This window comes from Brachybacterium endophyticum (assembly GCF_003130585.1).
Classification (GTDB): Bacteria; Actinomycetota; Actinomycetes; order Actinomycetales; family Dermabacteraceae; genus Brachybacterium; species Brachybacterium endophyticum.
Genome location: NZ_QFKX01000001.1, coordinates 474,515 through 500,005 on the forward strand (window position 1 = coordinate 474,515; position 25,491 = coordinate 500,005).

At 70.7% G+C, this 25,491-nt stretch carries 24 protein-coding genes; 11 read left to right on the forward strand and 13 right to left on the reverse strand.

Features of this window, described 5'->3' with window-relative positions; all coding sequences use genetic code 11:
- Genes DEO23_RS02050 through DEO23_RS02065 form a run of 4 tightly spaced genes read left to right on the forward strand, consistent with a single transcriptional unit; the run spans window position 1 to window position 4,548 of the window.
- Entirely contained in the window at window positions 1-1,227 is a 1,227-nt protein-coding gene (locus DEO23_RS02050; RefSeq protein ID WP_109274326.1) for an extracellular solute-binding protein, read from the forward strand.
- A complete protein-coding gene (locus tag DEO23_RS02055) occupies window positions 1,224-2,552 on the forward strand; it encodes an ABC transporter ATP-binding protein (RefSeq protein WP_109274327.1) in 1,329 nt (442 codons plus the stop codon). Before DEO23_RS02050 ends, DEO23_RS02055 begins: the two co-directional genes overlap by 4 nt.
- The gene (locus tag DEO23_RS02060) at window positions 2,549-3,526 is read left to right on the forward strand and encodes an ABC transporter permease (protein ID WP_109274328.1); all 978 of its coding nucleotides are present in this window, start codon (window positions 2,549-2,551) and stop codon (window positions 3,524-3,526) included. The genes DEO23_RS02055 and DEO23_RS02060 overlap by 4 nt, the downstream gene beginning before the upstream one ends.
- The gene (locus DEO23_RS02065; RefSeq protein ID WP_109274329.1) at window positions 3,526-4,548 is read left to right on the forward strand and encodes an ABC transporter permease; all 1,023 of its coding nucleotides are present in this window, start codon (window positions 3,526-3,528) and stop codon (window positions 4,546-4,548) included. The genes DEO23_RS02060 and DEO23_RS02065 overlap by 1 nt, the downstream gene beginning before the upstream one ends.
- A 310-nt stretch (window positions 4,549-4,858) precedes the next feature.
- Here DEO23_RS02065 and DEO23_RS02070 read toward each other — a convergent pair whose 3' ends face one another.
- Window positions 4,859-5,710, reverse strand: coding sequence for a response regulator (locus tag DEO23_RS02070; RefSeq protein ID WP_109274330.1), 852 nt, complete (start codon window positions 5,708-5,710; stop codon window positions 4,859-4,861).
- On the reverse strand, window positions 5,707-7,023 hold the full coding sequence (locus DEO23_RS02075) for a sensor histidine kinase (RefSeq protein ID WP_240613167.1): 1,317 nt from the start codon (window positions 7,021-7,023) through the stop codon (window positions 5,707-5,709). The genes DEO23_RS02070 and DEO23_RS02075 overlap by 4 nt, the downstream gene beginning before the upstream one ends.
- A 114-nt stretch (window positions 7,024-7,137) precedes the next feature.
- On the opposite strand from DEO23_RS02075, the gene DEO23_RS02080 reads away from it, so the two are divergent.
- The 4 genes from DEO23_RS02080 (at window position 7,138) to DEO23_RS02095 (ending at window position 11,458) form a co-directional block, all read left to right on the forward strand.
- Window positions 7,138-7,878 carry a GAP family protein gene (locus DEO23_RS02080; RefSeq protein ID WP_109274331.1) on the forward strand — a complete coding sequence of 247 codons (741 nt, stop codon included), beginning with the start codon at window positions 7,138-7,140 and terminating at the stop codon, window positions 7,876-7,878.
- Between the two features lie 384 nt (window positions 7,879-8,262).
- Complete coding sequence (locus DEO23_RS02085; RefSeq protein ID WP_109274332.1) at window positions 8,263-9,606, forward strand: ABC transporter substrate-binding protein; 1,344 nt, start codon at window positions 8,263-8,265, stop codon at window positions 9,604-9,606.
- Window positions 9,603-10,487 carry a carbohydrate ABC transporter permease gene (locus DEO23_RS02090; protein ID WP_109274333.1) on the forward strand — a complete coding sequence of 295 codons (885 nt, stop codon included), beginning with the start codon at window positions 9,603-9,605 and terminating at the stop codon, window positions 10,485-10,487. Before DEO23_RS02085 ends, DEO23_RS02090 begins: the two co-directional genes overlap by 4 nt.
- Window positions 10,484-11,458, forward strand: coding sequence for a carbohydrate ABC transporter permease (locus tag DEO23_RS02095; RefSeq protein WP_109274334.1), 975 nt, complete (start codon window positions 10,484-10,486; stop codon window positions 11,456-11,458). Before DEO23_RS02090 ends, DEO23_RS02095 begins: the two co-directional genes overlap by 4 nt.
- A 210-nt stretch (window positions 11,459-11,668) precedes the next feature.
- On the opposite strand, the gene ykgO is transcribed toward DEO23_RS02095, so the two are convergent.
- The 5 genes from ykgO to rpmB all read right to left on the reverse strand — a co-directional run bounded on the left by ykgO (window position 11,669) and on the right by rpmB (window position 13,068).
- Window positions 11,669-11,791 (reverse strand): type B 50S ribosomal protein L36, encoded by a 123-nt coding sequence (ykgO, locus tag DEO23_RS02100; RefSeq protein WP_109274335.1) that lies wholly within the window; start codon window positions 11,789-11,791, stop codon window positions 11,669-11,671.
- Entirely contained in the window at window positions 11,788-12,057 is a 270-nt protein-coding gene (locus DEO23_RS02105) for a type B 50S ribosomal protein L31 (RefSeq protein ID WP_109274336.1), read from the reverse strand. Before DEO23_RS02105 ends, ykgO begins: the two co-directional genes overlap by 4 nt.
- 116 nt (window positions 12,058-12,173) lie before the next feature.
- On the reverse strand, window positions 12,174-12,479 hold the full coding sequence (gene rpsN, locus DEO23_RS02110) for a 30S ribosomal protein S14 (protein ID WP_109274337.1): 306 nt from the start codon (window positions 12,477-12,479) through the stop codon (window positions 12,174-12,176).
- Entirely contained in the window at window positions 12,479-12,646 is a 168-nt protein-coding gene (rpmG, locus tag DEO23_RS02115; RefSeq protein WP_109274338.1) for a 50S ribosomal protein L33, read from the reverse strand. The genes rpsN and rpmG overlap by 1 nt, the downstream gene beginning before the upstream one ends.
- Window positions 12,647-12,831: 185 nt before the next feature.
- On the reverse strand, window positions 12,832-13,068 hold the full coding sequence (rpmB, locus tag DEO23_RS02120; protein WP_109274339.1) for a 50S ribosomal protein L28: 237 nt from the start codon (window positions 13,066-13,068) through the stop codon (window positions 12,832-12,834).
- A 57-nt stretch (window positions 13,069-13,125) separates the two neighbouring features.
- Here rpmB and DEO23_RS02125 point away from each other — a divergent pair, with 57 nt between their 5' ends.
- Entirely contained in the window at window positions 13,126-14,247 is a 1,122-nt protein-coding gene (locus DEO23_RS02125; RefSeq protein ID WP_109274340.1) for a GTP-binding protein, read from the forward strand.
- Window positions 14,248-14,543: 296 nt separating this feature from the next.
- Window positions 14,544-16,559, forward strand: coding sequence for a glycoside hydrolase family 35 protein (locus tag DEO23_RS02130; RefSeq protein ID WP_109274341.1), 2,016 nt, complete (start codon window positions 14,544-14,546; stop codon window positions 16,557-16,559).
- 332 nt (window positions 16,560-16,891) lie between these two features.
- Here the strand turns inward: DEO23_RS02130 and DEO23_RS02135 are convergent, their stop codons facing one another.
- From DEO23_RS02135 to DEO23_RS02145, 3 genes are all read right to left on the reverse strand, one after another.
- Window positions 16,892-18,535, reverse strand: a complete 1,644-nt coding sequence (locus tag DEO23_RS02135) for a type 2 periplasmic-binding domain-containing protein (protein WP_109274342.1) — start codon at window positions 18,533-18,535, stop codon at window positions 16,892-16,894.
- Between the two features lie 99 nt (window positions 18,536-18,634).
- Window positions 18,635-19,495, reverse strand: a complete 861-nt coding sequence (locus tag DEO23_RS02140; RefSeq protein WP_420808011.1) for a carbohydrate ABC transporter permease — start codon at window positions 19,493-19,495, stop codon at window positions 18,635-18,637.
- 140 nt (window positions 19,496-19,635) lie between these two features.
- Window positions 19,636-20,700, reverse strand: coding sequence for an ABC transporter permease (locus tag DEO23_RS02145; protein WP_420808006.1), 1,065 nt, complete (start codon window positions 20,698-20,700; stop codon window positions 19,636-19,638).
- A gap of 315 nt (window positions 20,701-21,015) precedes the next feature.
- On the opposite strand from DEO23_RS02145, the gene DEO23_RS02150 reads away from it, so the two are divergent.
- Window positions 21,016-22,188 (forward strand): Gfo/Idh/MocA family protein, encoded by a 1,173-nt coding sequence (locus tag DEO23_RS02150; protein ID WP_240613168.1) that lies wholly within the window; start codon window positions 21,016-21,018, stop codon window positions 22,186-22,188.
- A 376-nt stretch (window positions 22,189-22,564) separates the two neighbouring features.
- Here the strand turns inward: DEO23_RS02150 and DEO23_RS02155 are convergent, their stop codons facing one another.
- Genes DEO23_RS02155 through DEO23_RS02165 form a run of 3 tightly spaced genes read right to left on the reverse strand, consistent with a single transcriptional unit; the run spans window position 22,565 to window position 25,489 of the window.
- Window positions 22,565-23,410: a class II fructose-bisphosphate aldolase gene (locus DEO23_RS02155; RefSeq protein ID WP_109274343.1), complete on the reverse strand. Its 846-nt coding sequence runs from the start codon at window positions 23,408-23,410 to the stop codon at window positions 22,565-22,567.
- Window positions 23,407-24,465 (reverse strand): 1-phosphofructokinase family hexose kinase, encoded by a 1,059-nt coding sequence (locus DEO23_RS02160; RefSeq protein WP_109274344.1) that lies wholly within the window; start codon window positions 24,463-24,465, stop codon window positions 23,407-23,409. Before DEO23_RS02160 ends, DEO23_RS02155 begins: the two co-directional genes overlap by 4 nt.
- A 34-nt stretch (window positions 24,466-24,499) precedes the next feature.
- Complete coding sequence (locus DEO23_RS02165; protein WP_109274345.1) at window positions 24,500-25,489, reverse strand: ROK family protein; 990 nt, start codon at window positions 25,487-25,489, stop codon at window positions 24,500-24,502.
- Between the last annotated feature and the right edge of the window lie 2 nt (window positions 25,490-25,491).

The window sequence follows — 25,491 nt, forward strand, 5'->3', positions numbered from 1 at the left end:
ATGCACACCACCACACCCCGCGCCCTGCCGCGCAGGACCCTCGTCACCACGGGACTCGCCGCCACCGGTGCCCTCGGCATCGCCGCCTGCACCGCGCCCGGTTCGGGTGACGACTCGGAGGCCGCGGCGTCCGAGGACGTTCCCGACAAGCCCTCGAAGCCCGTCGAGATCGCGATCTTCGACGTCGCGGGGGCGCAGAAGGAACTCGGCCCGATGATCGAGAAGTGGGCGAAGGACAACTCCGACGTGATCTCGAAGGTGAGCTTCGAGTCCAGCGATGCGCCCTCGCTCGTCGGGCAGGTCAAGCCGCAGGTCGACAGCGGCCGGCTCGAGGTCGATCTCGTCCTGACCGGCAACGACGGGCTCTCCGCCGGGATCGGCTCGAAGCTGTGGATCCCGCTGGTGAAGAACTACGGGGACCGCCTGGGCAATCAGGAGAACTACCTCGACGCGGCCGCTGCGATGCAGAAGCTCGCCTCGGGTTTCGGCGCGGTGCTCTCGTACTACCCGTCGGGCCCGCTGCTGCAGTACGACCCCTCGAAGGTCGACTCTCCGCCCAAGACCCCGGACGACCTGCTGTCCTGGGCGAAGGAGAACCCCGGGAAGTTCGGGTACGCGCGCCCGGCGAACTCGGGCCCGGGCCGCACCTTCCTGATGGGACTGCCGTACCTGCTGAAGGACAAGGACCCCAAGGACCCCGAGAACGGCTGGGAGAAGACCTGGGGGTACCTCGCCGAGCTGGGCAAGTACATCGACAACTACCCCAGCGGCACCGGCCAGGTCATCTCCAACATGGCCGACGGCAGCTGGCAGATGATCCCGACGACGACCGGCTGGGACATCAACCCTCGCGCCACCGGGCAGCTGCCCGCCGAGTTCGATGCGGCGGCCTTCGACGACCTCACCTGGGTGACCGACGCCCACTACGCCGTCGTCCCCACCGGACAGAGCACGGACAAGCTCTCCGCGATCCTGGCCCTGCTCAGCGGCATCCTCACCCCCGAGTACAACGCGATGGCGTACGACGAGGGCTACTTCTACCCGGGGCCCGCCGTGGAGGGCGCGACCCTCGACCTCGCCCCGAAGAAGAGCCAGCAGGTCGTGGAGAAGTACGGCCGTGACTGGTACGACGACCTCATCGAGTCGGCCCCGCAGGAGACGCCGCTGGAGCCCGACACCCTGGTCAAGGCCTTCGACCGCTGGGACCGGGAGGTGGGGAGCAAGTGACCGCCGCGACCGCGAAATCCCCGTCGACCACGCCGGCCACCGACACCGACGCCGACGCCCTGCGGATCGAGAACGTCGGCCGACGATTCGGCAGCACGGATGCCCTCCAGGGATTCGATCTGACCGTCCGCCGCGGAGAGTTCATCGCCCTGCTGGGCCCGTCGGGCTGCGGGAAGTCGACTGCGCTGAACTGTCTCGCCGGACTGCTGCCGCTGACCGACGGGCGGATCCTCGTCGGCGATCAGCGCATCGACGTCCTCCCGCCCGAGAAGCGGGACTTCGGCATGGTCTTCCAGAGCTACGCCCTCTTCCCGCATCTCACGGTCGCCAAGAACGTGGCGTTCGGTCTGCAGATGCGGGGCGTCGGCCGCGGCGAGATCCGCCGGCGCGTCGACGAGGCGCTGCGGCTGGTGCGGCTCGAGGACCAGGCGGGCAAGCTGCCCGGGCAGCTCTCCGGTGGCCAGCAGCAGCGGGTGGCGATCGCCCGCGCCGTCGTCATCGAGCCGCGCGTGGTGCTGATGGACGAGCCGCTGTCCAACCTCGATGCGAAGCTCCGCCTGGAGATGCGCACGGAGATCCGGCGCCTGCATCAGACCCTCGGGCTGACCACCATCTACGTCACCCACGACCAGGAGGAGGCGCTCTCGCTCGCCGACCGCCTCGTGGTGCTGCGCGCCGGCAGGGTCCAGCAGATCGGGACCCCGCAGGAGCTCCACGACCACCCGGCCAACTGGCACGTCGCCGACTTCATGGGCTACCGGAACCTGCTGGACGCCGAGGTGACGTCGGCGCCGGACGGCGGTGCCGGTGGCGGAGACGGTGATGGTGCCGGGGTCGAGGTGCGGGCCGACGGGCTCTCGCTCCGCGGGCTCGCCGTCGACCCCGTCGCGGCTGGGGAGCGAGTGCGGCTGGCGATCCGGCCCTCCGACCTGGTCGTCACGGATCCTGCTGCGGCGCCCGGGACGTCGAGTGCGTCGGGGACCTCCGGCGTGAGCGGGGCGTCCGCGGCGAGCGGCACGAACGGGGCGCCCGCGTCGAGCGGCACGAACATGATCCGTGCCCGGGTCGAGGTCGTCGAGTACCAGGGCCGCGAGTACGCGGTCGAGGTGCGCACGGAGAGCGGGCGGGCACTGCACGTCCGCTCGGACACAGCACCCCAGGTCGGGGTCGACGTGCTGCTGACGCTCGACCCCGCTCGCGCTCTCGTCTACCGGTTCGACCTCGACCCGGCCGATGCGGGGCGCTCGTCGGACGCCGCGGACCGCGCAGCCGATGAGAGTCGTCCGCCCGCTCCGGACCCCATCGCCGCGGAGGCGGGGTCATGAGCGCGGCGACGACGACGCCGTCGGCCCCCGCCTCGAGCGGTGCGGAGGGCGCACCCCGCCCCGTCGGACGCCCGCGCAGCAGCGCGAGCCTGCGCCACCGCCTCGCGGACCGCGGGATCGACGGGCAGATGCTGCTCCTGCTGCCGGCGCTCGTGTTCATCCTGGTGCTGTTCGTCTACCCCTTCGCCTACGGTCTCGGGCTCACGCTGCAGCCCACGCAGGAGACCGTGGAGACCTGGGGCGGTGGCGTCCTGGCGAACTACGTCCGCTTCTTCGGGGACTCCTTCACGTTCGCCTCGGTCTGGCTGACCGCGCGCCTGGCGATCCCCGCGGCCCTGTTCAACGTGCTGTTCTCGATCCCGCTGGCGATCAAGCTGCGCCACCGCTTCCGCGGCAAACGGCTGATCTCGACCCTGCTGGTCCTGCCGATCACCCTGGGCACCGTGCTCACCGCGCAGGGCCTGCTGATCTTCGCCGGACGCCAGGGGTGGCTGAACCAGGCGCTGATGGGGATCGGTCTGGTCGACCAGCCGCTCGACCTGGTGCACAACTACATCGGCGTGCTGCTGTCGCTGATCATCTCCGGGTTCCCCTTCGCGTTCCTGCTGATCTCCTCGTACTTCTCGGGGATCGACCCGTCGCTCGAACGCGCCGCGCGCTCGCTCGGCGCCGGCTGGGCGCAGCGCTTCTTCCGGATCACCCTGCCGCTGCTCGCCCCGGGACTCGCGACGACCTTCATCCTCACCTTCGTGCTCGCCTTCAGCGTGTTCCCCTCCGCGACGCTGGTCGGGAATCCGAGCGGGTCCACACGCGTCCTCGCCGTGGTCGCCTACCGCTTCTTCGGCGAGCAGTTCGACTACCCGATGGCCTCGACCGTCGCCATCATGATGGGCCTCGCGGAGCTGATCGTCGTCGCGATCGTGCTGTTCGCCAGGTCCTTCTTCTACAAGGGAACGACCGGGGGCAAGGGCTGATGACGACGAACGACCTGGACCTCGGCGCCATTGATCTCGACCGCAGCGCCATCGACCTCGACCGCAACGCCCCCGACGTGGACGGCGCCCCCATCCCGCTCGCCGCGGGCCCGGGATCGCCGGGCGCACCGGGGCCCGTCCGTCGCAAGCGGACACCACGCACCCCGGCCGAACGGATCCCCGGCGAGCGAGCCCTGCGGGCCCAGCCCAGCACCTGGGTGGCCTGGGCGGGGATCGCCGCCTTCCTGGTGCTGCTGCTCGGGATCCTGATCAGCGTCGTCATCGATTCCTTCGGCCGCACCTGGTACGCGCAGTGGCTGCCGACGGAGCCGACGACGGGCTGGTACTCCGAGGCCTGGACCCGCTTCGATCTCGGCCACGTCATCCTGGTGACGCTCGTGGTCGCCTTCTGCGTGGTCGCGCTGTCGATCCTGATCGGCGTGCCGGCCTCCTACGTGCTGGCCAGGCGCCAGTTCCCCTTCAAGCGCGCGGTGACCGCACTGTTCCTGCTGCCGGTCATCATCCCGCCGATCACCTTCGGCATCCCGCTGGCCACCGTCATGTACAACGTCGGGCTGGGTCGCACGCTGCTGGCGGTGATCCTGGTGAACCTGGTGCCGTCGGTGCCCTTCGTCATCATCACGATGACGCCGTTCATCGAGCAGATCAATCCTGCGATCGAGAACGCGGCACGGATGAGCGGGGCGCGCATGCGGCACGTCTTCGTGCGGATCCTGGGGCCGATCCTGGTGCCCGGCATCCTGGCCGCCGCGATCCTGGTGCTGGTGCGCACGGTCGGCATGTTCGAGCTGACCTACCTGGTCTCCGGACCGGGCACGGACACGCTGGTGGTCTCCATCTTCCGGGCGATGACCTCGGCCGGAGGCTCCGAGCCGCGCGCCCTGGTCTCGGCCATGGCATTCCTCTACACGGCGATGATGCTGGTGACCCTGGTGATCGCCCTGCGATTCGTGAACCCGACCCAGCTGGTGGCCCGGGTCGGGGCGGGGGACGAGGAGTGAGGTAGGGGAGGGCCGCGCGTCCGGGTTTCCGGTCGCCGGTCGGCGGTCGCCGAAGTTCTGGCCGCCGGCGGTAGGGGGATTCATGCCTCCCGGTCACCGGTCGGCGGAGCTCGGGTAGGGCTTCCGCGGGACTCATAGCGCATCGTCTGCCATATATGGCAGGAGATGCGCTATGAGTCCCTCCGCGGCCCACCACCCTGCGATCACCCCCCCCCCGGGGCGGTCCCCGGTCTCAACCGTCCCCCGCGCCCCGGCCCCCGGCCCCCTCGGTGCTCCGGCCCGCGGTCTCACCCGCGCGCGGCCGTCGCCGTCACTCCCGGTGCTGCTGCCACCAGAGCGCGGCCTGCACGCGGGAGTCCACCTGCAGCTTGCCCAGCACATGCGTAATGTGGGTCTTGACGGTGGTCACCTCGACGACGAGCTCGCGCGCGATCTGCTGGTTCGACATCCCCTGCGCGAGCAGCCGCAGCACGTCCTCCTCGCGGCGCGTGAGCTCGACACCCGGTGCCGGCCCCCACGTTGCCGAACGGGATGAGGAGGCTGCCGAATCGTCGGTGTTCGCCGGAGCGGTCGACCACGCAGCCCGTGCCGATGCCCTCGGATCCTCCCCATCCCGCCCCGATCCGCCCTGCGCTCCCTGCGCAGGTTCGCCCGGTGCCTGCTCGCTCCGCAGAGCTGCGACGACGGCCCTGGTCGCTGCGGAAGAGAGGACGGCGTCGCCGCTCGCCACCGCGTGCACGGCATCGAGGATCCGCCGCGGCTCCTCCGTCTTCACGAGGTACCCGTCGGCGCCCGCGGCGAGTGCGCCGAGCACATAGGAGTCGAGGTCGAAGGCCGAGATCACGAGCACGCGCGCTCCGAGCTCGCGCAGCGCCGGCGTGATCTCGATGCCGGTCGCCCCGGGCATGCGCACATCCGTCAGCGCGACGTCCGGGCGCTCTGCTCGTGCACGCCGCACGGCCTCGTCCCCATCGGCCGCCTGGGCGACGACCTGGGTGCTCGGGTCGGCCTCGAGCAGCGCGACGAGCCCGCCGCGCACCGCCGGATGATCATCGGCGACCAGCACCCTGATCGGGCGGTCGGGCGCGGGATGATGCGGAGTGGCCGGACTGGCCGAACTGGGCGGAGTGGGCGGAGTGGGCGACGTGGCTGACGGGTTCATGACGCATCCTCTTCGACGGAGAGCGGGGAGCGGTCGCGCATCGGGACCCGCACCTCGACGCGCCAGGTCCTCGGGTCGGCGGGGTCTGGTCCGGCGCTGAGCGATCCGCCGACGGCGAGAGCGCGCGAACGCATCGTCGTCAGGCCCAGTCCGGGGGAGTCGTCGGCCCGGACGTGACCGGGCGTGAACGTGTTCGTGCAGGTCAGCGAGACCTCATCGGTATCAGCGAGAACCTCGAGGCGTCGGGGCGTCCGGCCGTGGGCGAGGGAGTTCGCGACGGCCTCCGCGCCGATCCGCAGCAGGGCGGCCCGCAGGGTCGGGTCCACGCGCGCCGGATCCTCCACCACCGGGTCGATCCGCGCCAGACTGCCGTCGTCGGCCCCGTCGGCCCCGTCGGCCCCGTCGGCCCCGTCGGCTCCAGCGGTTCCATGGCCGCCGGCGCCACCGGAGATGCCCATACTGTGCGCGGACCCGGCGTCGAGCCGAGCCGCGAGGGCCTCCCAGCTGAGCGTCACCTCGGGCTCCGTCGCGTTCTCGTCGGTGAGCATCGTGATCACCGAGCGCAGGTCCCGCAGCGCCGCCTGCGCGGATTCCCGCGCCGTCGCGAGCGAGCGGTCGCGCGCGTCGGCCGCGGGCAGCTGCGCCGCGAGACCCGCATGCAGGGCGACCGCGCTGAGGTGCCCCGAGAGCACGTCGTGCAGGTCCTGGGCGAGCCGGCGCCGCTCCGTCTCCACCGCGCGCTCGGCCCGCTCGGAGGCGAGCTCCTGCTCCGCGGCCGCCAGGCGTTCGGCGGTCTCCCGTGCCAGGTGCAGGTGCCGCACCTCCCACCCCCACGCGAGCGGCGTGCCCACCACCACGACGATCAGCATCAGACCCAGGATGATCGAGGGGCCGGGCTGCGGCCACGTCGAGGTCATGCCGAGCATCACGAGGGAGATCGCGATGCCCACGCCGCTGGCCACCCGCGCCAGGCGCCGCGAGCCGTAGGCGACGGGGGACCACAGGGCCTCGAACAGCAGCACGTACCCGCCGATCGTGGATCCGCCCAGCACCTCGGCGAAGGAGAGCAGGCCGGTCACCACGAGCGTCACCGCGGGTGCCCGATGGCGCAGGGCCGTGGCCGCAGCCGCCGGCAGCAACAGCAGCGTGGAGGTGCTGCTCGACCACACCGGACCGTCGATCAGCAGCCCTTGCGTCCCGACACCCAGCCCGCTGAGGCTGCCCAGTGACACCACGACCGCTGCGTAGACCGCCGCGACCAGCAGGTCGCGTCGCGGGAGTGTCCGCGCACGTCGCGGCCGGTCGGGATCCATGCCACGAGGCTAGACGGCCGCGCGGCGATCAGCATCGGGAGCGGGCGGTACCAGCACCCTTCCAGCACCAAGGGATGAGGCCCCGGGCCGACGTCCATGGCGAGGCTTGAGGGCATGGAACTGCTGTCCGCCTCGGCGGGGCCCCTCGGCCTCGTGGTGCTCGCCCTCATCGATTCGACGTCGGTGGGAACGCTCGTCATCCCCGTGATGCTGCTCGTCGTCGGAGAGGGCGGAGCCCGTCGCGTGGCCGGGCGCACCGTGCTCTACCTGCTGGTGATCGGGATGTTCTACCTGGTGCTCGGGGTGGCGCTGCTGGCGGGCCTGCTGCCCCTGATGACGGCGGCGCAGGGCCTCTTCCGCACGCCCGTCGCCGGCGTCGCGCTCGCCGCCGTCGGAGCCGGGCTGCTGGCCTGGTCATTCCGGCTGGATCCGAAGTCCATCCGCGCACGCGGGGGCGATCCCGAGGCGTCGGCGCGGCGCTGGAGCGAACGCGTGCGCGGGGCCGCCGGCCGACCCCGCGCCCTTGTCGGCCTCGCCCTGCTCGCGGGCCTCATCGAGGCCGCGTCGATGATCCCCTACCTCGCGGCGATGGGGATCATCTCCCAGATGGGGGTCGGCTTCGCCCGCGGCTCGCTCGTGCTCGTCGGCTACTGCCTGGTGATGATCCTGCCCGGTCTGGTGTTCGCGGGGCTCCGCCTGCTCGCCGGCCGACGCGCCGACCGCCTGCTCGACCGACTCCACGAGTGGGCGATCCGCAGCGCCGCCGAGACGCTGTCATGGGTGGTCGGCGGCGTCGGCGTGATCCTGCTGCTGCACAACCTGGGCGCGGTGGTGCGGGTGCTCGGGCTGAGGTAGGGAGTCGGCGGTGCACCCATCGTCGCGGCGCGAGGGCTCCCACCGGGTGGGGGAGGGGGAGGCGGGGCTTCCGAGGGACTAATAGCGCATCTTCTGCAGCATTTCGCAGATGATGCGCTATTTGTCCCGTCGCGGCCCAGCATCCCGCCGTTCGATTCGCCCGTGACCCCCACGTCGCCCGGTTACCCCCCACTCCGCCCCGTGACCCCCGCCCCGCCCGGCAGACCCCCGCCCCGCCCGGTAGACCCCCGCCCTGCCCGGTAGACGCCGACCCCACCCGGACCACCCATCCCGTGAACGCTCACCCCCACGCCGACCACCCGTTCCGAAAATAGTCGCCGCACGCTAATGTGGGCTCCGACTTCGCAAGGAAGAGGAGTACACATGAGACCGCTCGTGCCACGCCGCACGGCCCTCGCCGGGGGTGCAGCGACCGCTGCGGCCCTCGCCGCCGGCCTCGCGGGCTGTGCCCCCACCGGCGCGGGGAAGGTGAACGCGGAAGCGGTCATCCCGCCGTCCGACGGCCCCGTCACCCTGACGTACTGGGCCTGGCTGAAGGACCTCCAGAAGGTCGCCGACGAGTTCAACAAGACGCAGGACCGCATCACCGTCGAGGCGGTCTGGATCCCCGGTGGCAACGCCGGCGGCTACGCGAAGATCCTGAGCGCGGTCGCCGCGGGCGGCGGGCCGGACATCGCGCAGGTCGAGCTGCGCTCGGTCCCCGAGTTCGCGCTCGCCGGCGCCCTCACCGACCTCACCCGCTACGGCTTCGCCAAGGACGAGAAGGCCTTCGACCCCGGCGCCTTCGCGCAGATCAAGGTCGGCGACTCGCTCTGGGCCGTCCCGCAGGACACCGGGCCCGGCGCGATGTTCTACAACAAGGAGGTCCTCGAGGAGGAGCTGGGGCTGACCCCGCCGAAGACCTGGGACGAGTTCCGCTCGGTCGCCGAGGAGGTCAAGAAGGCCGGCAAGACCCTGATGACGCTCGACCCGGGCGACGGCTCCGTGCTGCCGTTGTGGGCGATGCAGAAGGGGTCCGTCTGGTTCGAGCCCAAGGACGACACCTGGGTCCTGAACATGGCCGATGATCCCACCATGGAGATGGCCGACTACTGGGACGGCGTCTTCTCCGACGAGCTCGTCTCCACCGGGTACGGCCCGTTCTCGACCCCGTGGTACGCCGCCGCGGGCGACGGCAAGGTCCTCTCCTACGTCGGCGGCTCGTGGGGCGACGCCCTCACCGAGACCGTCCCGGGTGGCAAGGGCAAGTGGGCCGTGGCCGACATGCCGCGGTGGGAGGACGGGTACGCCTCGGGCGGGCTGGGCGGCTCGTCAGCCGCGGTCCTGTCCACGAGCGAGCACCCGGCCGAGGCGCTGGAGTTCCTGCGCTGGATGTGCACCGACCCCGCGGGCATCGACGCGATGATCGAGAACTCGGGGATCGGCTGGTCGCCGGCCGCCGACTACATCGGCAAGAAGCGCCAGCAGCCCAGCGAGTTCTTCTCCGGACAGAACTACAACGAGGAGGTCATCCTGCCGATGGCCGAGGGGCAGAGCCTCGACTGGACGTGGGCGCCGCTCATGCAGCGCATCATCGACCGGTTGGGCGACGGGATGCTCGAGGTCGTCGGCGGCGGGAGCACGTTCACGAAGATGCTCCCGCAGGCCCAGGAGGACATCGCGGAGATCATGCGGAAGATCGGCCTCAAGGTGGAGATCGCGAAATGAGAAGCAAGAGCGCTCCCTGGGTGCTGATGGCGCCCTTCCTGCTGCTGTTCCTGTTCACGATGGTGGTGCCGATCATCATCGCGATCGTGCAGTCCTTCCTCACCGTGCGGCGCAGCGGCCTGGTGGGCGAGGACGGCGCGGTCAGCCACTTCGCCGGCCTCGAGAACTACCTGGCCGCGCTGACCAACCAGAACTTCACCGAGTCGATCGCGCGGATGCTGCTGTTCGGCGTCGTGCAGGTGACCGTCATGATCGTCGCCTCGACGATCCTCGCGCTGCTGCTGGAGAGCGCGAGCGCGAAGTGGCCGGGTCTGTTCCGCGCCGCCTACTTCCTGCCCTACGGCATCCCGGGCGTGATCGCGACGATCCTGTGGTCCTTCCTCTACGTCCCGGGCCTGAGCCCGATCGTGGACGTGCTCGGATGGGTCGGCATCGACGTCGACTTCCTGGGGCCGAGCATCGTGCTGTGGTCGATCGCGAACATCGTGACCTGGACCTACACCGGGTACAACATGCTCATCATCATCGCCCAGCTGAAGGCGATCCCCGGTGACATCTACGAGGCCGCGCGGATCGACGGGGCCGGGCCGCTGCGCGTGGTCACCTCGATCCAGCTGCCCCTGATCCGGCCGGCGCTGATGCTGACGATCATCTTCTCGATCATCGGCACCCTGCAGCTGTTCGCCGAGCCGCAGGTGCTCTCGACCATGAGCTCGGGCATCAACTCGGAGTACACGCCGAACCTGTCGGCCTACGCCTACGCCTTCCAGTACAACGACCTGGGCATGGCCTCGGCCGAGGCGGTCATCATCGCGCTCGCCGCGTTCATCCTCTCGGCCGCCGCGCTGGGCATCTCCAACCGTCTGGGGAGGAAGTCATGAGCACCTCGAGCACTGCGAGCTCCTCGACGACGACGCAGGACCCGTCCACGCAGTCCACCGGGAGCCCCGGGGCGGGGTCCGGGCGCGCCACGCGTGCGAAGAAGAAGGGCCGCGAGACCCGCACCGCGGGCACCAAGCCGACGACGACCATCATCGTCACCGCGCTGCTGGTGATCGTGGCGCTGTACTTCCTGGTGCCGGTGTACTGGGTGATCGTCAACGCCACGAAGTCGACCGAGGACCTCTTCGGCACCAACGGCTTCTGGTTCGGGCACACCTTCCAGCTGTTCTCGAACATCGGGGACGTGCTCACCGCCAACGGCGGAGCCTTCCCGCGCTGGGCGGCGAACTCGCTGCTCTACTCCGGCGTCGGGGCCGTGTTCGCGACCTACTTCGCGGTAGCCGCGGGATATGCGCTGGCCAAGTACGAGTTCCCGGGACGCAACGCGATCTTCGCGTTCGTGCTCGGTGGTGTGCTGGTGCCCGGCACCGCGACGGCGCTGCCGCTGTTCCTCGTGTTCAGCAAGATCGGGCTGACCAACACCTACTGGTCGGTGCTGATCCCCTCGCTGCTGAGCCCCTTCGGCCTGTTCCTCGCCCGGATCTACGCGAGCGCGGCGATCCCCGACGAGATCCTCGAGGCCGGCCGCATCGACGGCGCGAGCGAGATGCGGATCTTCCACACCATCGTGCTGCGCCAGCTGATCCCCGCGATCGTGACCATCCTGCTGTTCCAGTTCGTCGCGATCTGGAACAACTACTTCCTGCCCCTGGTCATGCTGGCCGACGAGAAGCTCTACCCGATCACCCTGGGCCTGAACAACTGGCGGGCCCAGACGGACCGTCTGCCGGAGTTCTACCAGCTCACGGTGGGCGGCGCGCTGCTCTCCGTGATCCCGCTGGCCATTCTGATCATCGTGCTGCAGCGCTTCTGGCGGGGCGGCCTGACCGAGGGGTCGGTGAAGGGGTAGCGGGCGGCCGGTCGGCCCACTGACTTCCGTCGACAGGCCTTCTATAGGAGAGTTCCGTGCCAGAACTCGCGGTTTTCGGCACGGAACTCTCCTATAGACGGCGGGTCGAGGCGGACGACGACAAGCGCCCCCGTCGATGGGGCCGGGCAGGGCGACAGGCCCCGCCACCCAGCCCCGCCCCGCCACCCAGCCCCGCCCCGCGCTTCCAGCTCAGCCCTGCCGGGCCTTCAGACGGGGGTTCTTCTTGTTGATCACGAACGTGCGGCCACGACGCCGGACCACCTGGGAGCCCGGCAGTTCCTTGAGGGCACGGAGCGAGTTGCGGACCTTCACCGTGCACCTCCCGCTGCGCCGCTGCCCCGCCCGTAGCGGCGGTTGAACTGCTCGACGCGTCCGGCGGTGTCGACCACGCGCGCGTTGCCCGTGTAGAAGGGGTGGGAGACCGAGGAGATCTCCACGTCGACGACGGGGTACTCGTTGCCGTCCTCCCAGAGGATCGTCTTCGACGAGGTCACGGTGGAGCGGGTGAGGAAGGCGTGATCAGCGCTCGCGTCGCGGAACACGACGGGGTGGTAGTCGGGATGGATGCCGTTCTGCATGGGGTTCTCTCCTTCGGGGGTGGAGTGACGGGAATCAGCTCGGGTGCCGGCGGCCGACGAGCCGCCGACCGACGTGCCGGCGGCCGCCGACCGGCGGCCGACGAGCCGCCGCCCGCTCACCAGCTGGACTTGGTGATCCCGGGCAGCTCGCCGCGGTGGGCGAGCGCGCGGAACCGCACGCGCGAGAGGCCGAAGCGGCGCAGGTGGCCGCGGGGGCGGCCGTCGACCATGTCGCGGCTGCGCAGCCGCGTCGGGCTGGCGTCGCGAGGCAGGGCCTGCAGCGCGCGCTGCGCCTCGGCCCGCTGCTCGAGTGTCGAGGCCGGGTTCTTCAGCGTGCGCTTGAGGTCGGCCCGACGCTCGGCGTAGCGGGCGACGGTCTCGCGCCGGCGCGCGTCGGCCGCGATCTTCGAGGTCTTGGCCATCAGCGCTCCTCCCGGAAGTCGACGACCTCGCGCACCCGCGGATCGAACTTGCGCATGGTGAGGCGGTCGGGGGTGTTCCTGCGGTTCTTGGTGGTCATGTACGTGTAGCCGGTGCCTGCGGTGGAGCGCAGCTTCACGGTCTGGCGGACGTCGGTGCGACGACTCATGGGGTCCCTCCTGGGGTGGTGGTGGCGTGAACAGATGGTGGTGAGGTGGGCGGTGACGGAGCGGATGGTGGCGAGTCGGGCGCGGTGAGGAGGCGGGTGGTGACGGGGCCGGCAGATGGGCCGCCGTTGCGGATCACGGTCCCAACGCGACTCGCTCGGCCGACGCTGTCAGCACTGCTCGTGGATCACACCCGCTCACCGCGGGAGCGGATCTCGGCCACCACGGACTCGATCCCGCGCTGGTCGATGATGCGGATGCCGCGGGCGCTGACGCGCAGCCGCACGGTGCGGCCGAGCGAGGGCACGAAGTACCGCTTGGACTGGATGTTCGGGCTGAAGCGGCGGGGTGTGCGGCGCTGGGAGTGGGAGACGTTCCGTCCCATCCGCGGCACGGCGCCGGTGACTTGACAACGCTGGGTCATGGTCGGCGAGACTAGCGATTGATAATCATTCTCGTCAAGACGGAAGGGTCCGCCACGATGCACGGACGGAACCGAAACCATGCCCACGGACTGAACCGCGACGGCGCGCAGGGGACGATGCCCGTCGCCCTGATCTCCGCGATCGATCCCGTGCTGCGGGACGTGCTGGTCGCGAACCTGCTCCTGGACCGCCCGGGTCTCCTCGCCCTGCGCTACGAGGTCGATACGGAGAACGGGGGGCTGCGCAGGGTGCTGGGAGATGCGGAGCGGGTGCTCGATGACAGCGTGGTGCAGCTCGATCACCCGTGCGTCTCCTGCGCCATGCGCGAGGATGCGATCCCGCTGCTGGCACGCCTGGCGAGCCGCGACAGCGGCAACGGGGTGCTGCTCGCGCCGCCGATCAGCGCCGACCCGGACGTGGTCGTTCGCACGCTGCTGCCGGGGCGCCGCGGCTGGCGCCTCACGGCCAGTGCCGCCGTGGTCGATGCCGACACCGCAGTCCACGACCTGCTCGAGGACGACACCCTGGCCGAGCGCGGCCTGCAGTGGGCCGACGGTGACGAGCGCGCCGTCGGCGAGGCGCTCGCCGCGCAGCTGGAGTACGCCGACCACGTCGCCCTCGACGGCGCCGACGAAGCGGGCCACGAACTCCTCGAGCACCTCCGCGCGCCCGAGCAGTCGATCACCACCTCGCTGCACACCCTGCACCCGACCACCCTGCTCACCGGCCACCACTCCCACGCCGGGGCGGTGGTGCGTCGCGATCCGCTGCGCGTGCGCCCCTACGGCGGGTCGACGGACCACGGCACCTGGACCCTGGACCTGCACTCCGATCGCCCCTTCCATCCGCAGCGACTTCTCGAGCTCATCGAGGACCTCGGGGCGGGGCGCCTGCGGGGGCGGGGCCGGTTCTGGGTCCCCGACCGTCCGCGGTCGGTCTGCCAGTGGGACGGCGCCGGCGGGCAGGTCTCCATCGGCGCGATCGCCGACTCCGGCAGCACCCTGCCGACGACGCACCTGGTCGTCACGGGGATCGATGCGGCGGATGCCGAGCGCGTGCGCGAGACCTTCGGGCGCATCCTGCTCACTCCCCAGGAGTGGGAACAGGGGCTGGCTCCGTGGCTGGGGGCCGACGACCCTCTCGCGCCGTGGCTGGGGGAGCGCACCGCCGCGGCGTGAGTGCGGAGCCCTGTGAGCATGGACCTTGTGAGCGCGGGGCCATGGCGGGGTGCGCACGGTTGAGGCGGCGTGCGCGCACCGCCGTGGCGGGTCGGGCGGGCCGCCGCGGCGTCGGGCCGCCACGGCATCTGGGCATCACGGCGTCGTGAGCGTGTGGTGTGTCTCGGCATCACGGCGCCGTGAGTGCGTGGTGCGTCTCCTGCGGCAGGGCCCGTGCGTCGCCGCACCATGGAAGACTGGCGACCAACCGCTGAAAAACGGTTCACCGCGCCCCATCGAGAGGATATACGACGACGATGCCCGCCCTGCTCGAGCCCACCCCCACAGGTTTCCTCCGCGACGGCACGCCCCACCAGATCGTCTCCGGCGCGATCCACTACTTCCGCGTGCAGCCCGAGCAGTGGCGCGACCGTCTGCGCCGGCTCGTCGCGATGGGCTGCGACACCGTCGAGACCTACGTGGCCTGGAACATTCACCAGCCCGCTCCCGACCGGGTCACCTTCGAGGGCATCGCCGACCTCGGCCGCTTCCTGGACATCGCTGCCGAGGAGGGCCTGGACGCGATCGTGCGCCCGGGCCCGTTCATCTGCGCCGAATGGGAGAACGGCGGCTTCCCGGGGTGGCTGCTGCGGGATCGCTCGATGCGCCTGCGCACGCGCGACGAGGCCTACCTGCGCGAGGTCGACGCCTGGTTCGACCAGCTCATCCCGGTGATCGCCGAGCGTCAGGCGTGCCGCGGCGGCAACGTGGTGATGGTGCAGGTCGAGAACGAGTACGGCTCCTACGGCGACGACGCGGTCTACCTCGCGCACCTGCGCGACGGGCTGCGCGCCCGCGGCATCGAGGAGCTGCTGGTGACCTCCGACGGCCCCGCCCGGATGTGGCTGACCGCGGGAACCGTCGAGGGCGTGCTGCCGACGGTGAACTTCGGCTCCCGCGCTCTCGAGGTGCTCGAGATGGCCCGCCGCGAGCTGCCCGATCAGCCGTACATGTGCATGGAGTTCTGGAACGGCTGGTTCGACCACTGGGGCGAGGAGCACCACAGCCGCAGCGCCGAGAGCGCAGCGAAGGAGCTCGAGGACATGCTCGCCGGGGGCATGAGCGTCAACTTCTACATGGCCCTCGGCGGCACGAACTTCGGTCTCACCGCCGGCGCCAACCATGACGGCGGCCTGCAGCCGACCACCACCAGCTACGACTACGACGCCCCGATCGCCGAGGACGGACGACTCACCGAGAAGTTCCATGCCTTCCGCGAGGTAATCGCCCGCCATCGCGAGCTGCCCCCGCTCGAGGAGCATCTCGCGCAGCTCGGCCTCGACGCCGAACCCGCCGCACTCCCGGCTGCCGACGTCACCATCGAGCGCACGGTCGCCCTGCGCCTCAGCGACCGCTTCACCCGCACCGCACCGGTGTTCCCGACGCCCCCGACCTTCGAGGACCTGGGACTCGAGCGCGGCATCGTGCGCTACTCGCGCGACGTCGAGATCGAGGCCGCCACCCGGGACGACGGCAGCCTCACGATCGCCCCGCTGAAGCTCTACGGCCTGGCCGACCGCGCCTGGACCTACGTCGGCGGGATCGCGATGGGCGTCGTGGGCGTCGGCGGGGCGGACGGTGGGGCAGGCACCGAGGGCTCTGGCGATGCGGACGGTGCGGCAGGTACCGAGGGCAGCAGCGCGGCCGTCGGTGAGGTCGGCGGCGAGGGCTCGGGCGATCCGGCCGTCCTCGAGCTCGGCCCGTTCGTCGATCGCCTGCTGCCGGACGGCGGGTATCGCACCGTGCGCGTCGAGATCCTGGTGGAGAACCTCGCCCGCGTGAACTTCGGGCCCTACCTGGCCGGCCGCAAGGGCATCCTGCGCGGCGTCTGGGACCGCGTGCGGTTCCTCAACGACTGGCAGGCCGACCCGTGGCCTCTCGAGGAGATGGGCGAGGAGCTCGCGCGGATCGCCGCGGAGCAGCCCGCCCTCGCGGGTGGCCCCGGGGCGGAGCAGCCCGTTTTCGTGGGTGGCCCCGAGTCGGAGCAGCATGCCCCCGCGAGCGGTCCCGCGTCGGAGGACCTCCCCGTGCTGGTCGCCGCCTCGTTCGAGGCAGACGCACCGGCCGACACCCACGTGGACGTCTCCGACGCCGGGCACGGCGTCGCCTACGTCAACGGGCACTGCGTCGGCCTCTACTGGAGCATCGGTCCGCAGCAGTCGCTGTACGTCCCCGCGCCGTGGATCCGCGAGGGCCGCAACGAAGTGCTACTGCTGGACCTCGAGAAGGTCCCGGCCCGCCTCGCCCTGGCCGCGCGGCCCCTCTTCGACTGAGCGTCTGCCCCCGCGGGAGCATCCGACCGACATCCTCGACCGTCTCGGACGAGCACGCGCACGGGCACGGGGCACGCGACGTCCGGACCCAGACCAGGCTGCCGCGACACCCCCCCCGGTGCCCTGGTGCGCGCCCGCGAGCAGCCCGTCGATACCAGCCCGTCTATAGGACAGTTTCGTGCCGAAACCAGCCGGTTTCGGCACGAAACTGTCCTATAGACGGCGGGGGCGCCCAGCGCCCCGTCGCCGGACGCCCAGCGCCCCGCCACGGGACGCCGAGCCCCGTCAGTGGACGCCCAACGCCCCGCCGCAGGGCGCCCGGCGCCCCGGTCTCACTTCTTCTTCGGGTCCTTGGTGACCGGGACGTCCTCGGGCAGCACCTCGGCGTACTCCTCGAGGATTTTCTTGCCGCCGCCCTCTTCCCACTGCTTGAGGGCCTTGGTGAAGTCGTCGATGGTCTTGCGGCCCTGGATGACGTCGTCGCGCACGTCGCTCAGGCGTGTGCTCAGCTCGGTGCCCTTCGACGAGGCGGTGTCGGAGTACAGGCCCTTGATCGGGGACTGCTGGGCGTTCTCCAGCAGCTTCTTCTCCTGCTCGTAGATGTACTCCGAGTCGTCGGCGATGGGGTTGTAGATGACGCCCTCGCCGGCGGCCATGATCTGCAGCGCGCTCTGCAGGCCCGGGACGTTGGTGTCGCCGGACTTGGTGAGCGTGTAGTTGCCGTCCTTGACCTCGTAGTCCTTGCCCTCGCGGCCCCAGTTGACCGTCATGTACTCCTCGGTGCCGAAGGGCGCGGAGAGGTAGTTGATGAGGTCCAGCAGCTCGCGGATCTTCTTCTCGTCGTCCGTCTTCTTCAGCGGCGTGAAGCCCACGGTGCCGTAGCCCATGTCGTAGACCGGGTTGCGGTCCTTGTCGGCCGCGAACGGGATCAGGATGTCGGCCAGCAGGTCCTTGTTGTAGTGGCGGTACTCCGACGCCCCGCGCGGACCCACCGAGACCAGCGCCGCGATGGTCCCGTTGGCGAAGTACTGCGAGGTCTCGGCAAGGTTCAGGTCCGGGTAGAACGCCCCGGCCTTGAAGACCTTCCGTGCGTACTCGAGGGTCTCGAGGTACTCGTCGGTCTGCGTGGCGGCGGTGAGCGTGCGGTCCTTGTTGACCCGGTAGCCGTTGGGCAGGCCGAACCACTCGCCGAACATGTGGAACGCATTGGGCAGGAACGGCTCGAGGGCCCAGCGCTTGCCCTTGATGCTCACGTCCTTGCACTTCTCGAGGAACTCCTCGGCGCTGTTGCTCTGGAAGCCGTCGACGTCCTTCCACACGTCGGGGTTGCCCAGGTAGACCTGGCCGAACGGCGTCGAGGGGATCGGGGCGCCCCAGATCTTGCCGTTGACCACGGCCGTGCGCCACGAGCTGGGCGTGAGCGCGGCGAGGTTCTTCCACTCCAGCACCTTGTCGCCCGAGAGGTACTCGGTGAGGTCGGTGAACTGGGACTCGAGCATCAAGCCGATGTTCGGGATGCCCTGGTTCGGCGGCACCCACATCAGGTCCGGCAGGTCGCCGGAGGCCAGGATCGTCGCGAACTTGTCCGGGTAGGAGTCGATGACGACCTGCATGTCCAGCGTGCCGCCGAGCTGCTTGTTCAGGTTCTGCCAGAACGGGTTGGACTTCATCGGCGGCGGGGGCGTCGCGAAGGTCTGCGTGAGCGCCTTGATCGTGCCCGAGGTGATCGGCTTCTTGTCCGTCGTCCGCACGAGTTTCTTGGGGGCGTTCAGGTACACGTTGTGCAGGCCCTGCTCGTTGCCCTTCAGATCGGGCGTGAGACCTGCGAGCGCCTTGTAGGTGGGAAGCTCGACCTCGGCCGACTTCTTCGCGCCACCGGACTGGCTGGAGCCACCTCCGCAGGCGGCTGCGCCGACGGCGACGGCGGCGGCGCCTCCTGCGGCGAGGAGCTGACGGCGTCCGACCTCGAAGCTCATGGGGTGTCCTTTCATCGGTGCCCGCGGCGGCTTCGCCGCGGGAGGAAGGGGTGTGGTGGGGGTGGGGGTGGGGTGTGGAGATGCAGCGGGGAGCCGGGCTCAGCCCTTGATGGCGCCGGTGATGACGCCCTTGGAGAAGTACTTCTGGAGGAACGGGTAGACGAGCACGATGGGTGCGAGCGCCACGACGACGACGGCCATCTTGATCGACTGCGGCGGGGGCGCCTGCTGGACGCCGAGGGTGTCGGCGGTCATCGAGGTGCCCTGGATGACGTAGCTGCGCAGGATCATCTGGATCGGCCACAGCGACTGGTCGTTGATGTACAGCAGGGCGTTGAAGAACGAGTTCCAGAAGCCCACGGCGTAGAACAGGCCGATCACGGCGATCACGGCCTTGGACAGCGGCAGCACGATCCGCAGCAGGATGGTGAAGTCGCTCGCGCCGTCGATCTTCGCCGCTTCCATCAGCTCCTTGGGGATGCCCATGAAGAAGGACCGCATGACGATGAAGTTGAAGCCGGCGAACAGTCCCGGGAGGATCAGCGACCAGAGGGTGTTGAGCAGGTGCAGCTCCTTGACCATCAGGTACATGGGGATCAGGCCGGGGCTGAAGAACAGGGTCACGATGATCGCCATCAGCATCGGCTTGCCGAAGAGCACCGGGCGGCTCAGCGCGTAGGCCATCGTGATGGTCACGAACAGCGCCAGCAGGGTGCCGACGACGGTCACGAAGACGCTCACCCCGATCGACTGGAAGACCAGGGGACTCTTGAAGATCGTCCGGTAGGCCTCGAGCGTGGGATGGGTCGGGAACAGGACGTACCCGCCCGCGTCACGGATCTGCTCGCTGGAGGCGAAGGAGGTCGAGACGACCACGAGCATCGGGACCAGGATCGACAGCGTGACGATCCCGATCACCAGGCCCTTGATCGTCGACAGCCCGAGCGAGGGCTTCTCCATCCAGGCCGCGCGCTCGCTGCGGCCGAAGGCCCGTGCCCAGATGCGCTCGTGCAGCGAGCGGTCGTCGGTGGCGATCCGCGCGCTCGGCGCGCTCGCGTCGTTCTCGTCGACCTCGGGGGCCGGTGCTGTCATGTGCGCGCTCATCGCTCGCTCCCTCGGTAGATGCCGTCCTCGCCGAGCATGTGGGCGACCTTGTTCGCCATCAGCACGAGGATCGTGCCGACCACGCCCTTGGCGAGCCCGGCCGCGGCGCCCATCGACCAGTCGCCGCCGATCACGCCCGTGTAGTAGGCGTAGGTGTCCAGGACCTCGGAGGCATCGGCCCCCACGGCGTCGCGCTGCAGGATGAACTGCTCGAAGCCGACGGTCAGGATCGAGCCCAGGTTCAGGATCAGCAGCAGCACGATCACGGGGCGCATGCCCGGCAGGGTGATGTGCCAGGCGCGGCGGAAGCGGCCGGCGCCGTCGGCCGCGGCCGATTCGTACAGCGAGGCGTCGATGCTCGCCAGGGCAGCCAGGAAGATGATCATGCCCCAGCCGGCGTCCTTCCAGACGCTCTCGAGGGAGACCAGCAGCGGGAAGGTGCTCGGGTTGGTCATGAACGGGATCGCGTCCATGCCGTGGGAGAGCAGGAACTTGTTGATGAACCCCGCGCCGCCGAGCATCTGCTGGAACAGTGCGATCACCAGCACCCACGACAGGAAGTGGGGGAGGTAGACGATCGACTGGAAGGCCTTGCGCAGACGCGGCGTGACCATCGAGTCCACCACCAGGGCCAGGACGATCGGGACCGGGAAGAACAGCACCAGCTGGATCACCGCGAGGATCAGCGTGTTCTTCAGCGCCAGGAAGAAGCGGCTGTCGTTGAACAGGTCGATGAAGTTCTGCATCGCCACATAGGGCGCCTCGGTGATCTTCAGGTACGGCTGGTAGTCCTGGAAAGCGATCACGTTGCCGAAGATCGGGATGTAGAAGAACAGCAGCAGGCGCAGGGCGCCCGGGATCATCAGCACCAGCATCTGCCAGTCGCGCCGGAGCCTGACGCCGAACGGGTCCCTGGTCTTGCGGGGGCGCCCGCCCTTCCGATCGCGGCGGGAGGGATCCCCGTTCGCGGTGCGGCGGGATGGCTTCCGGTCGCGAGGGCGCTCGAGAGGCGGGGACATCGCCTCTTCCTCCGCGGCGATCGCCGGCGTGGTCTGAGTCATGTGTCTCCTCGCAGTTCAGGAGGCGGCCGATCGGCCTCACCCGTCGAGCCCCGGTGCTTGACAGGTTCTTGCAGACAGTAAATGATCTGGGTCGCGCTGTAAATGCATTCACCGAATCGTGATCATGCGTCTCGCCGTCCGCGGCGACGAGGGTGAGGGCGAGGACGGTGCGGGGCGGGGGCGAGAGCCCCGGTGTCCGCGGAGCGGATGCAGGCAGAGGCGGTCGTCGACCCCGGAGGCGGGGCGGCGATCCCGGAGCCGGGGCCGAGGCCTCGGACGACAACACCCCGGACAACACGAAGGAGAGTGGTCCCCGTGGAGGACCTGCGCATCGGCATCATCGGCTACGGGGCGCGCGGCGGACTCTCGCGCCATGCCCACAAGCCGGGGGAGGGGTCGCGGGTCACGGTGGTCGCGGATCCCTCCGAGCGCGGCCGCGAGGACGCCCGCGCGCGCTACGGCGACGAGGTCGCCTACGTCGAGTCCGTCGACCAGCTGCTCGCCGAGCACGAGGTCGACGCGGTCATGATCCTCGCCCCCGACTACGCCCACGCCGGGATCGCCCTGCAGACCCTGGGCGCCGGGATCGCGACCTTCTCCGAGAAGCCGATGGCGATCCGGGTCGAGGACACCGACGCCATGCTGCAGCTGGCGATGGAGAAGCGCACGCGTCTGTTCGTGGGGCACAACATGCGCCACATGCCGGTGATCCGCCAGCTCAAGGCGATCGTGGACTCGGGACGCATCGGCCGGGTCCGCGCCATCTGGTGCCGCCACTTCGTGGGCACCGGCGGCGACTTCTACTTCAAGGACTGGCACGCCGACCGCTCGAGGGCCACCAGCCTGCTGCTGCAGAAGGGCGCCCACGACATCGACGTCATCCACTGGCTGGCCGGCGGCTACACCAGGCGCGTCTCCGGCATCGGCGACCTCGCCGTCTACGGCGACGTCACCGACCGCCGCGACAACTCCGACCGCCGCATGTGGGACTGGTACGACGACACCACCTGGCCGCCGACGGCCCAGAAGGACCTCAACCCCGTCATCGACGTCGAGGACATCTCGATGCTCAACATGACGCTGGACAACGGCGTGCTGGCCTCCTACGAGCAGTGCCACTTCACGCCCGACTACTGGCGCAACTACACCGTGATCGGCGACGCCGGGCGCATCGAGAACATGGGCGACGGCGGTGGCGACCAGATCCACATCTGGGAGTCCCGCAAGGGCGGCCCCGGCAGCCCCGACGCCGTGGAGGTCATCGACCGCGGCGACGGCGGCCACGGCGGGGCGGACCCCAACCTGGTGGGCGAGTTCCTGCGCTTCGTACGCGAGGGCGGAGCGACCGACGTCTCGATCATCGCGGCCCGCGAGGCCGTCGCCACCGGCGTCTACGGTGCCGAGTCCATCCGCCACGGCGGCGTCCCCTACGACATCCCCGAGGTCCCGGCCGAGGTGCGCGAGTACTTCGACGGCGGGCAGGCGTGAAGGGGTTGGGGCGGGCGCTGCCTGAGCAGGCGTGAGGGGGCTCTAGCTTCGTCGGCCACGTCGGGCACGTCGGCCGCGTCGGGTGCGTCGGTCACGCGGGCTGACTGAGGCGGGCCGGAGCCCCGATTCCTGAGCCCGGCATCGGGGCCCAGGGCCTGGGAGGGACTAATAGCGCATCATCTGCCATATATGGCAGAAGATGCGCTATTAGTCCCTCCGAAGCCCACGCCCACCGCGGTCACGGGTCCTCCGGACGCCGCGGAGCCCGGACGCCCGGGCCAAGCCGCCCCGCCGCCCCGACGCCAGGACGCCAGGACGCCCCGGAGCCCGGGCGCCCGCCCGTCGCCCCGCAGCCCGGACACCACGCCCACCCCGGTCACGCCCCCGGACGCCCCGCGATGACCTCGAGCAGCCGGGCGGCCTCGTCGCGGCCGGCGTCGCGGCCGGGACCGAACCACTTGCGGGTGTCGACCGGCGGGTTCGTTCCGGTCAGGATCTCGGTGACGGCGGCGGTGGTGACCTTGTTCAGGTGCGTGGAGACGTTCACCTTGGTCATCCCTGCGACGACGGCGTCGCGGATGCCCTGGTCGCTCACGCCCGAGGAGCCGTGGAGCACGAGCGGCACGTCGACCGCTGCCGCGATCGCGCGGATCAGGTCGACGTCCAGGGCGGCATCGCGCGTGGTCATCGCGTGGGAGGAGCCGACGGCCACCGCCAGCAGGTCCACGCCCGTGTCGGCCACGAATCGTGCGGCGTCGCCCGGATCGGTGCGGGCCGACGGGTCGTGCACCCCGTCCTTGCCGCCGACCTCGCCGAGCTCCGCCTCGACACTCGCGCCGCGCGCATGGGCCTTCTCGACGACGCCGCGCGTGCGCTCGCGGTTCTCCGCGTCGGGCAGCTTCGAGCCGTCGTACATGATCGAGGTGAGGCCGAGCTCGAGGGCCTCGTCCACCAGGTCGAGGTCGTCGGCGTGATCGAGGTGGACCACGACGGGCTGGGTGCAGCGGCGGGCGATCTCGAGGCCGGCCAGGGCGATCGGCGCCAGCGAGCCGTGGTACTTCACGGCGTTCTGGCTGATCTGGAGGACGACCGGCAGGCCGACGGATTCGGCCGCGGCGGTGAAGGCCTCGGCGTTCTCGAGGTGGATCACGTTGAAGGCGGCCAGACCGCGGCGCTCGGCGGCGGCCTGCTGGGCGAGGGGCGCGAGCGCGCTCAGGGTCATGGGGTCTCCGGGGTGTGAGGAGTGGAGGGGGAGGCGGGCTCGTGCGACTCGGCGGGCTCGTGCGACTCGGCGAGGTCCTGCGCTTCGATGGCCTCGACGACGAGTTCGGCGCGCAGCTCCCGCGCGACCGCGAGGTCGATCTGTCCGGCGACCGGCCGGGTGACGGCGCTCGCGCTGGTCGCGACGGCATCGCGCAGCAGGTCGGCGAGCTCGAAGCCCTGAACCAGGGCTCGTGAGACGGCGGCGACCGCGGCGTCGCCGGCCCCGGTCGGATTGCCGCTGATCGGACCCGGCGGCCGTGCGCGGAGCGCCTGATCGGCGGTGACGACGAGCATGCCGTCCGGGCCCTGCGAGCACAGCACGGTGCCGGCGCCGAGGTCGATCAGAGCTCGGCAGGCCGCGACCGGCTCCTCGATGCCGGTCGCCTGGCGGGCCTCGCGGAGGTTGGGCTTGAGGACCGAGGCGCCTGCGCGCGCCGCGGCGAGCAGCGCGGGCCCCGACGTGTCCACGACGACGACCGCCCCGGTCGAGCGCAGCCCGCCGACGAGCCGCCCTAGGTCTTCCGGCGCCATGCCCGGCGGCAGCGATCCGCTGATGACGACGACATCGGCGGCAGCGGCTCCGGCGATCGTGTCCTCGAGGACCTGCTCGACCTCGGCCGGGGCCAGCAAGGGCCCGGGCTCGTTGAAGCCCGTGGCCCCTGCGGGATCCACGATGGTCACGGTGCGTCGGGTGGCGCCCGCGACCGGGGTCCAGCGCTGGAGCGGCGGGACAGAATCGGCCACCTCGGGCTCGGCCGCTTCCGCCCCGGCGTCTTCGCCCCCGGCCCCCTCCTCCTCGAGCAGCCCGACGAGCTCCTCGCCCGGCGCGCCACCCAGTGGGCCCACGAGAGTGGACGGCTCCCCGAGGGCGGTGAGCACCCGGGCGACGTTCACGCCCTTGCCGCCGGGAGCGGTGCGCACGCGCTGCACGCGGTGCTCGCCGTGGGCCTCGACGATGTCGGCCACCTCGTAGGTGACGTCGAGTGCGGGGTTCGGTGTCAGGACCAGGATCATCGGATGCGCCCCTTCGGCGTCGGCAGGACCAGGTTCATCGGGCCCGCACCATCCCGATCAGCCCGGCGCCCTGGCAGCCGGCCCACATGCCGAGCGAGGAGGGCAGCACCGGGGGAGTGGGGACCACGCCCAGCCGGGTCGAGATGGCCTCGCGCAGGGTGTCCAGGACGATCGGTCCGCCTTCGGCGAGGCCGCCGCCGATCACCACCGGCAGCGTGCCCACGCTCGAGATGATCGTGGCGAGGGCCTGCCCCAGGGTGTCGAGCGCGCTGAACAGGATCCGCTCGGCGTCCGTGTCGCCGTCGCGAGCGCGGTCCACGACGGCGCGCGCCGCGGGGCGTCCGCCGTCGGTCGTCACGAGCGTGTGGGCGGCGGGGTCGATCTGCTCGGCGAAGCGTCGGCCGATGGCCGAGGCGGAGGCGACCTCCTCCAGGCGCATGGTGCGACCGGTGAAGGGCTCCTCGACGCGCACCTGGCCGATCTCCCCCGTGAAGCGGTCGCCGAAGACGGCGCCGTCGTGCACGACGGCCGCGGCGATCCCGGTGCCGACGGGGACGAACAGCAGGTCCGCGAGCGGTGGGGTGTCGCCGTGCTCGCCGCCGACGGCGCCCGTGCGCTGCTCGAACAGCCTGCCCGCGCCCCAGGCGGCTTCGGCCATCCCGCCGGCGCGCACGTCGTGGCCCAGGGCGAACGGTCCGCTCAGTTCCCGCCGCAGCAGGGTGCCCAGTTCGAGCTGCTCCCAGCCCAGGTTCACGGCGAGCTCGACGACCTCGCCCTCCTCGTCCACGATCCCCGGGACCGCGACGCCCACGGGGACGTCGGCCCCGAGCGAGGCCTGCGCGCGCAGTCGGCCCGTCTGCTCGGCGACCATCGTCGCGAGCTCGGCCGGGTCGTGGGGCGTGGGCAGGGAGAAGGGGATCGCGAGGCCGCCGTCGGCGGTGACCACGCCGAACTTGGTGCGGGTCCCGCCGACGTCGACCCCGATCGCGGGGCGCGCCGTGAGGGATGGGGGCGAGCTCGTCATCG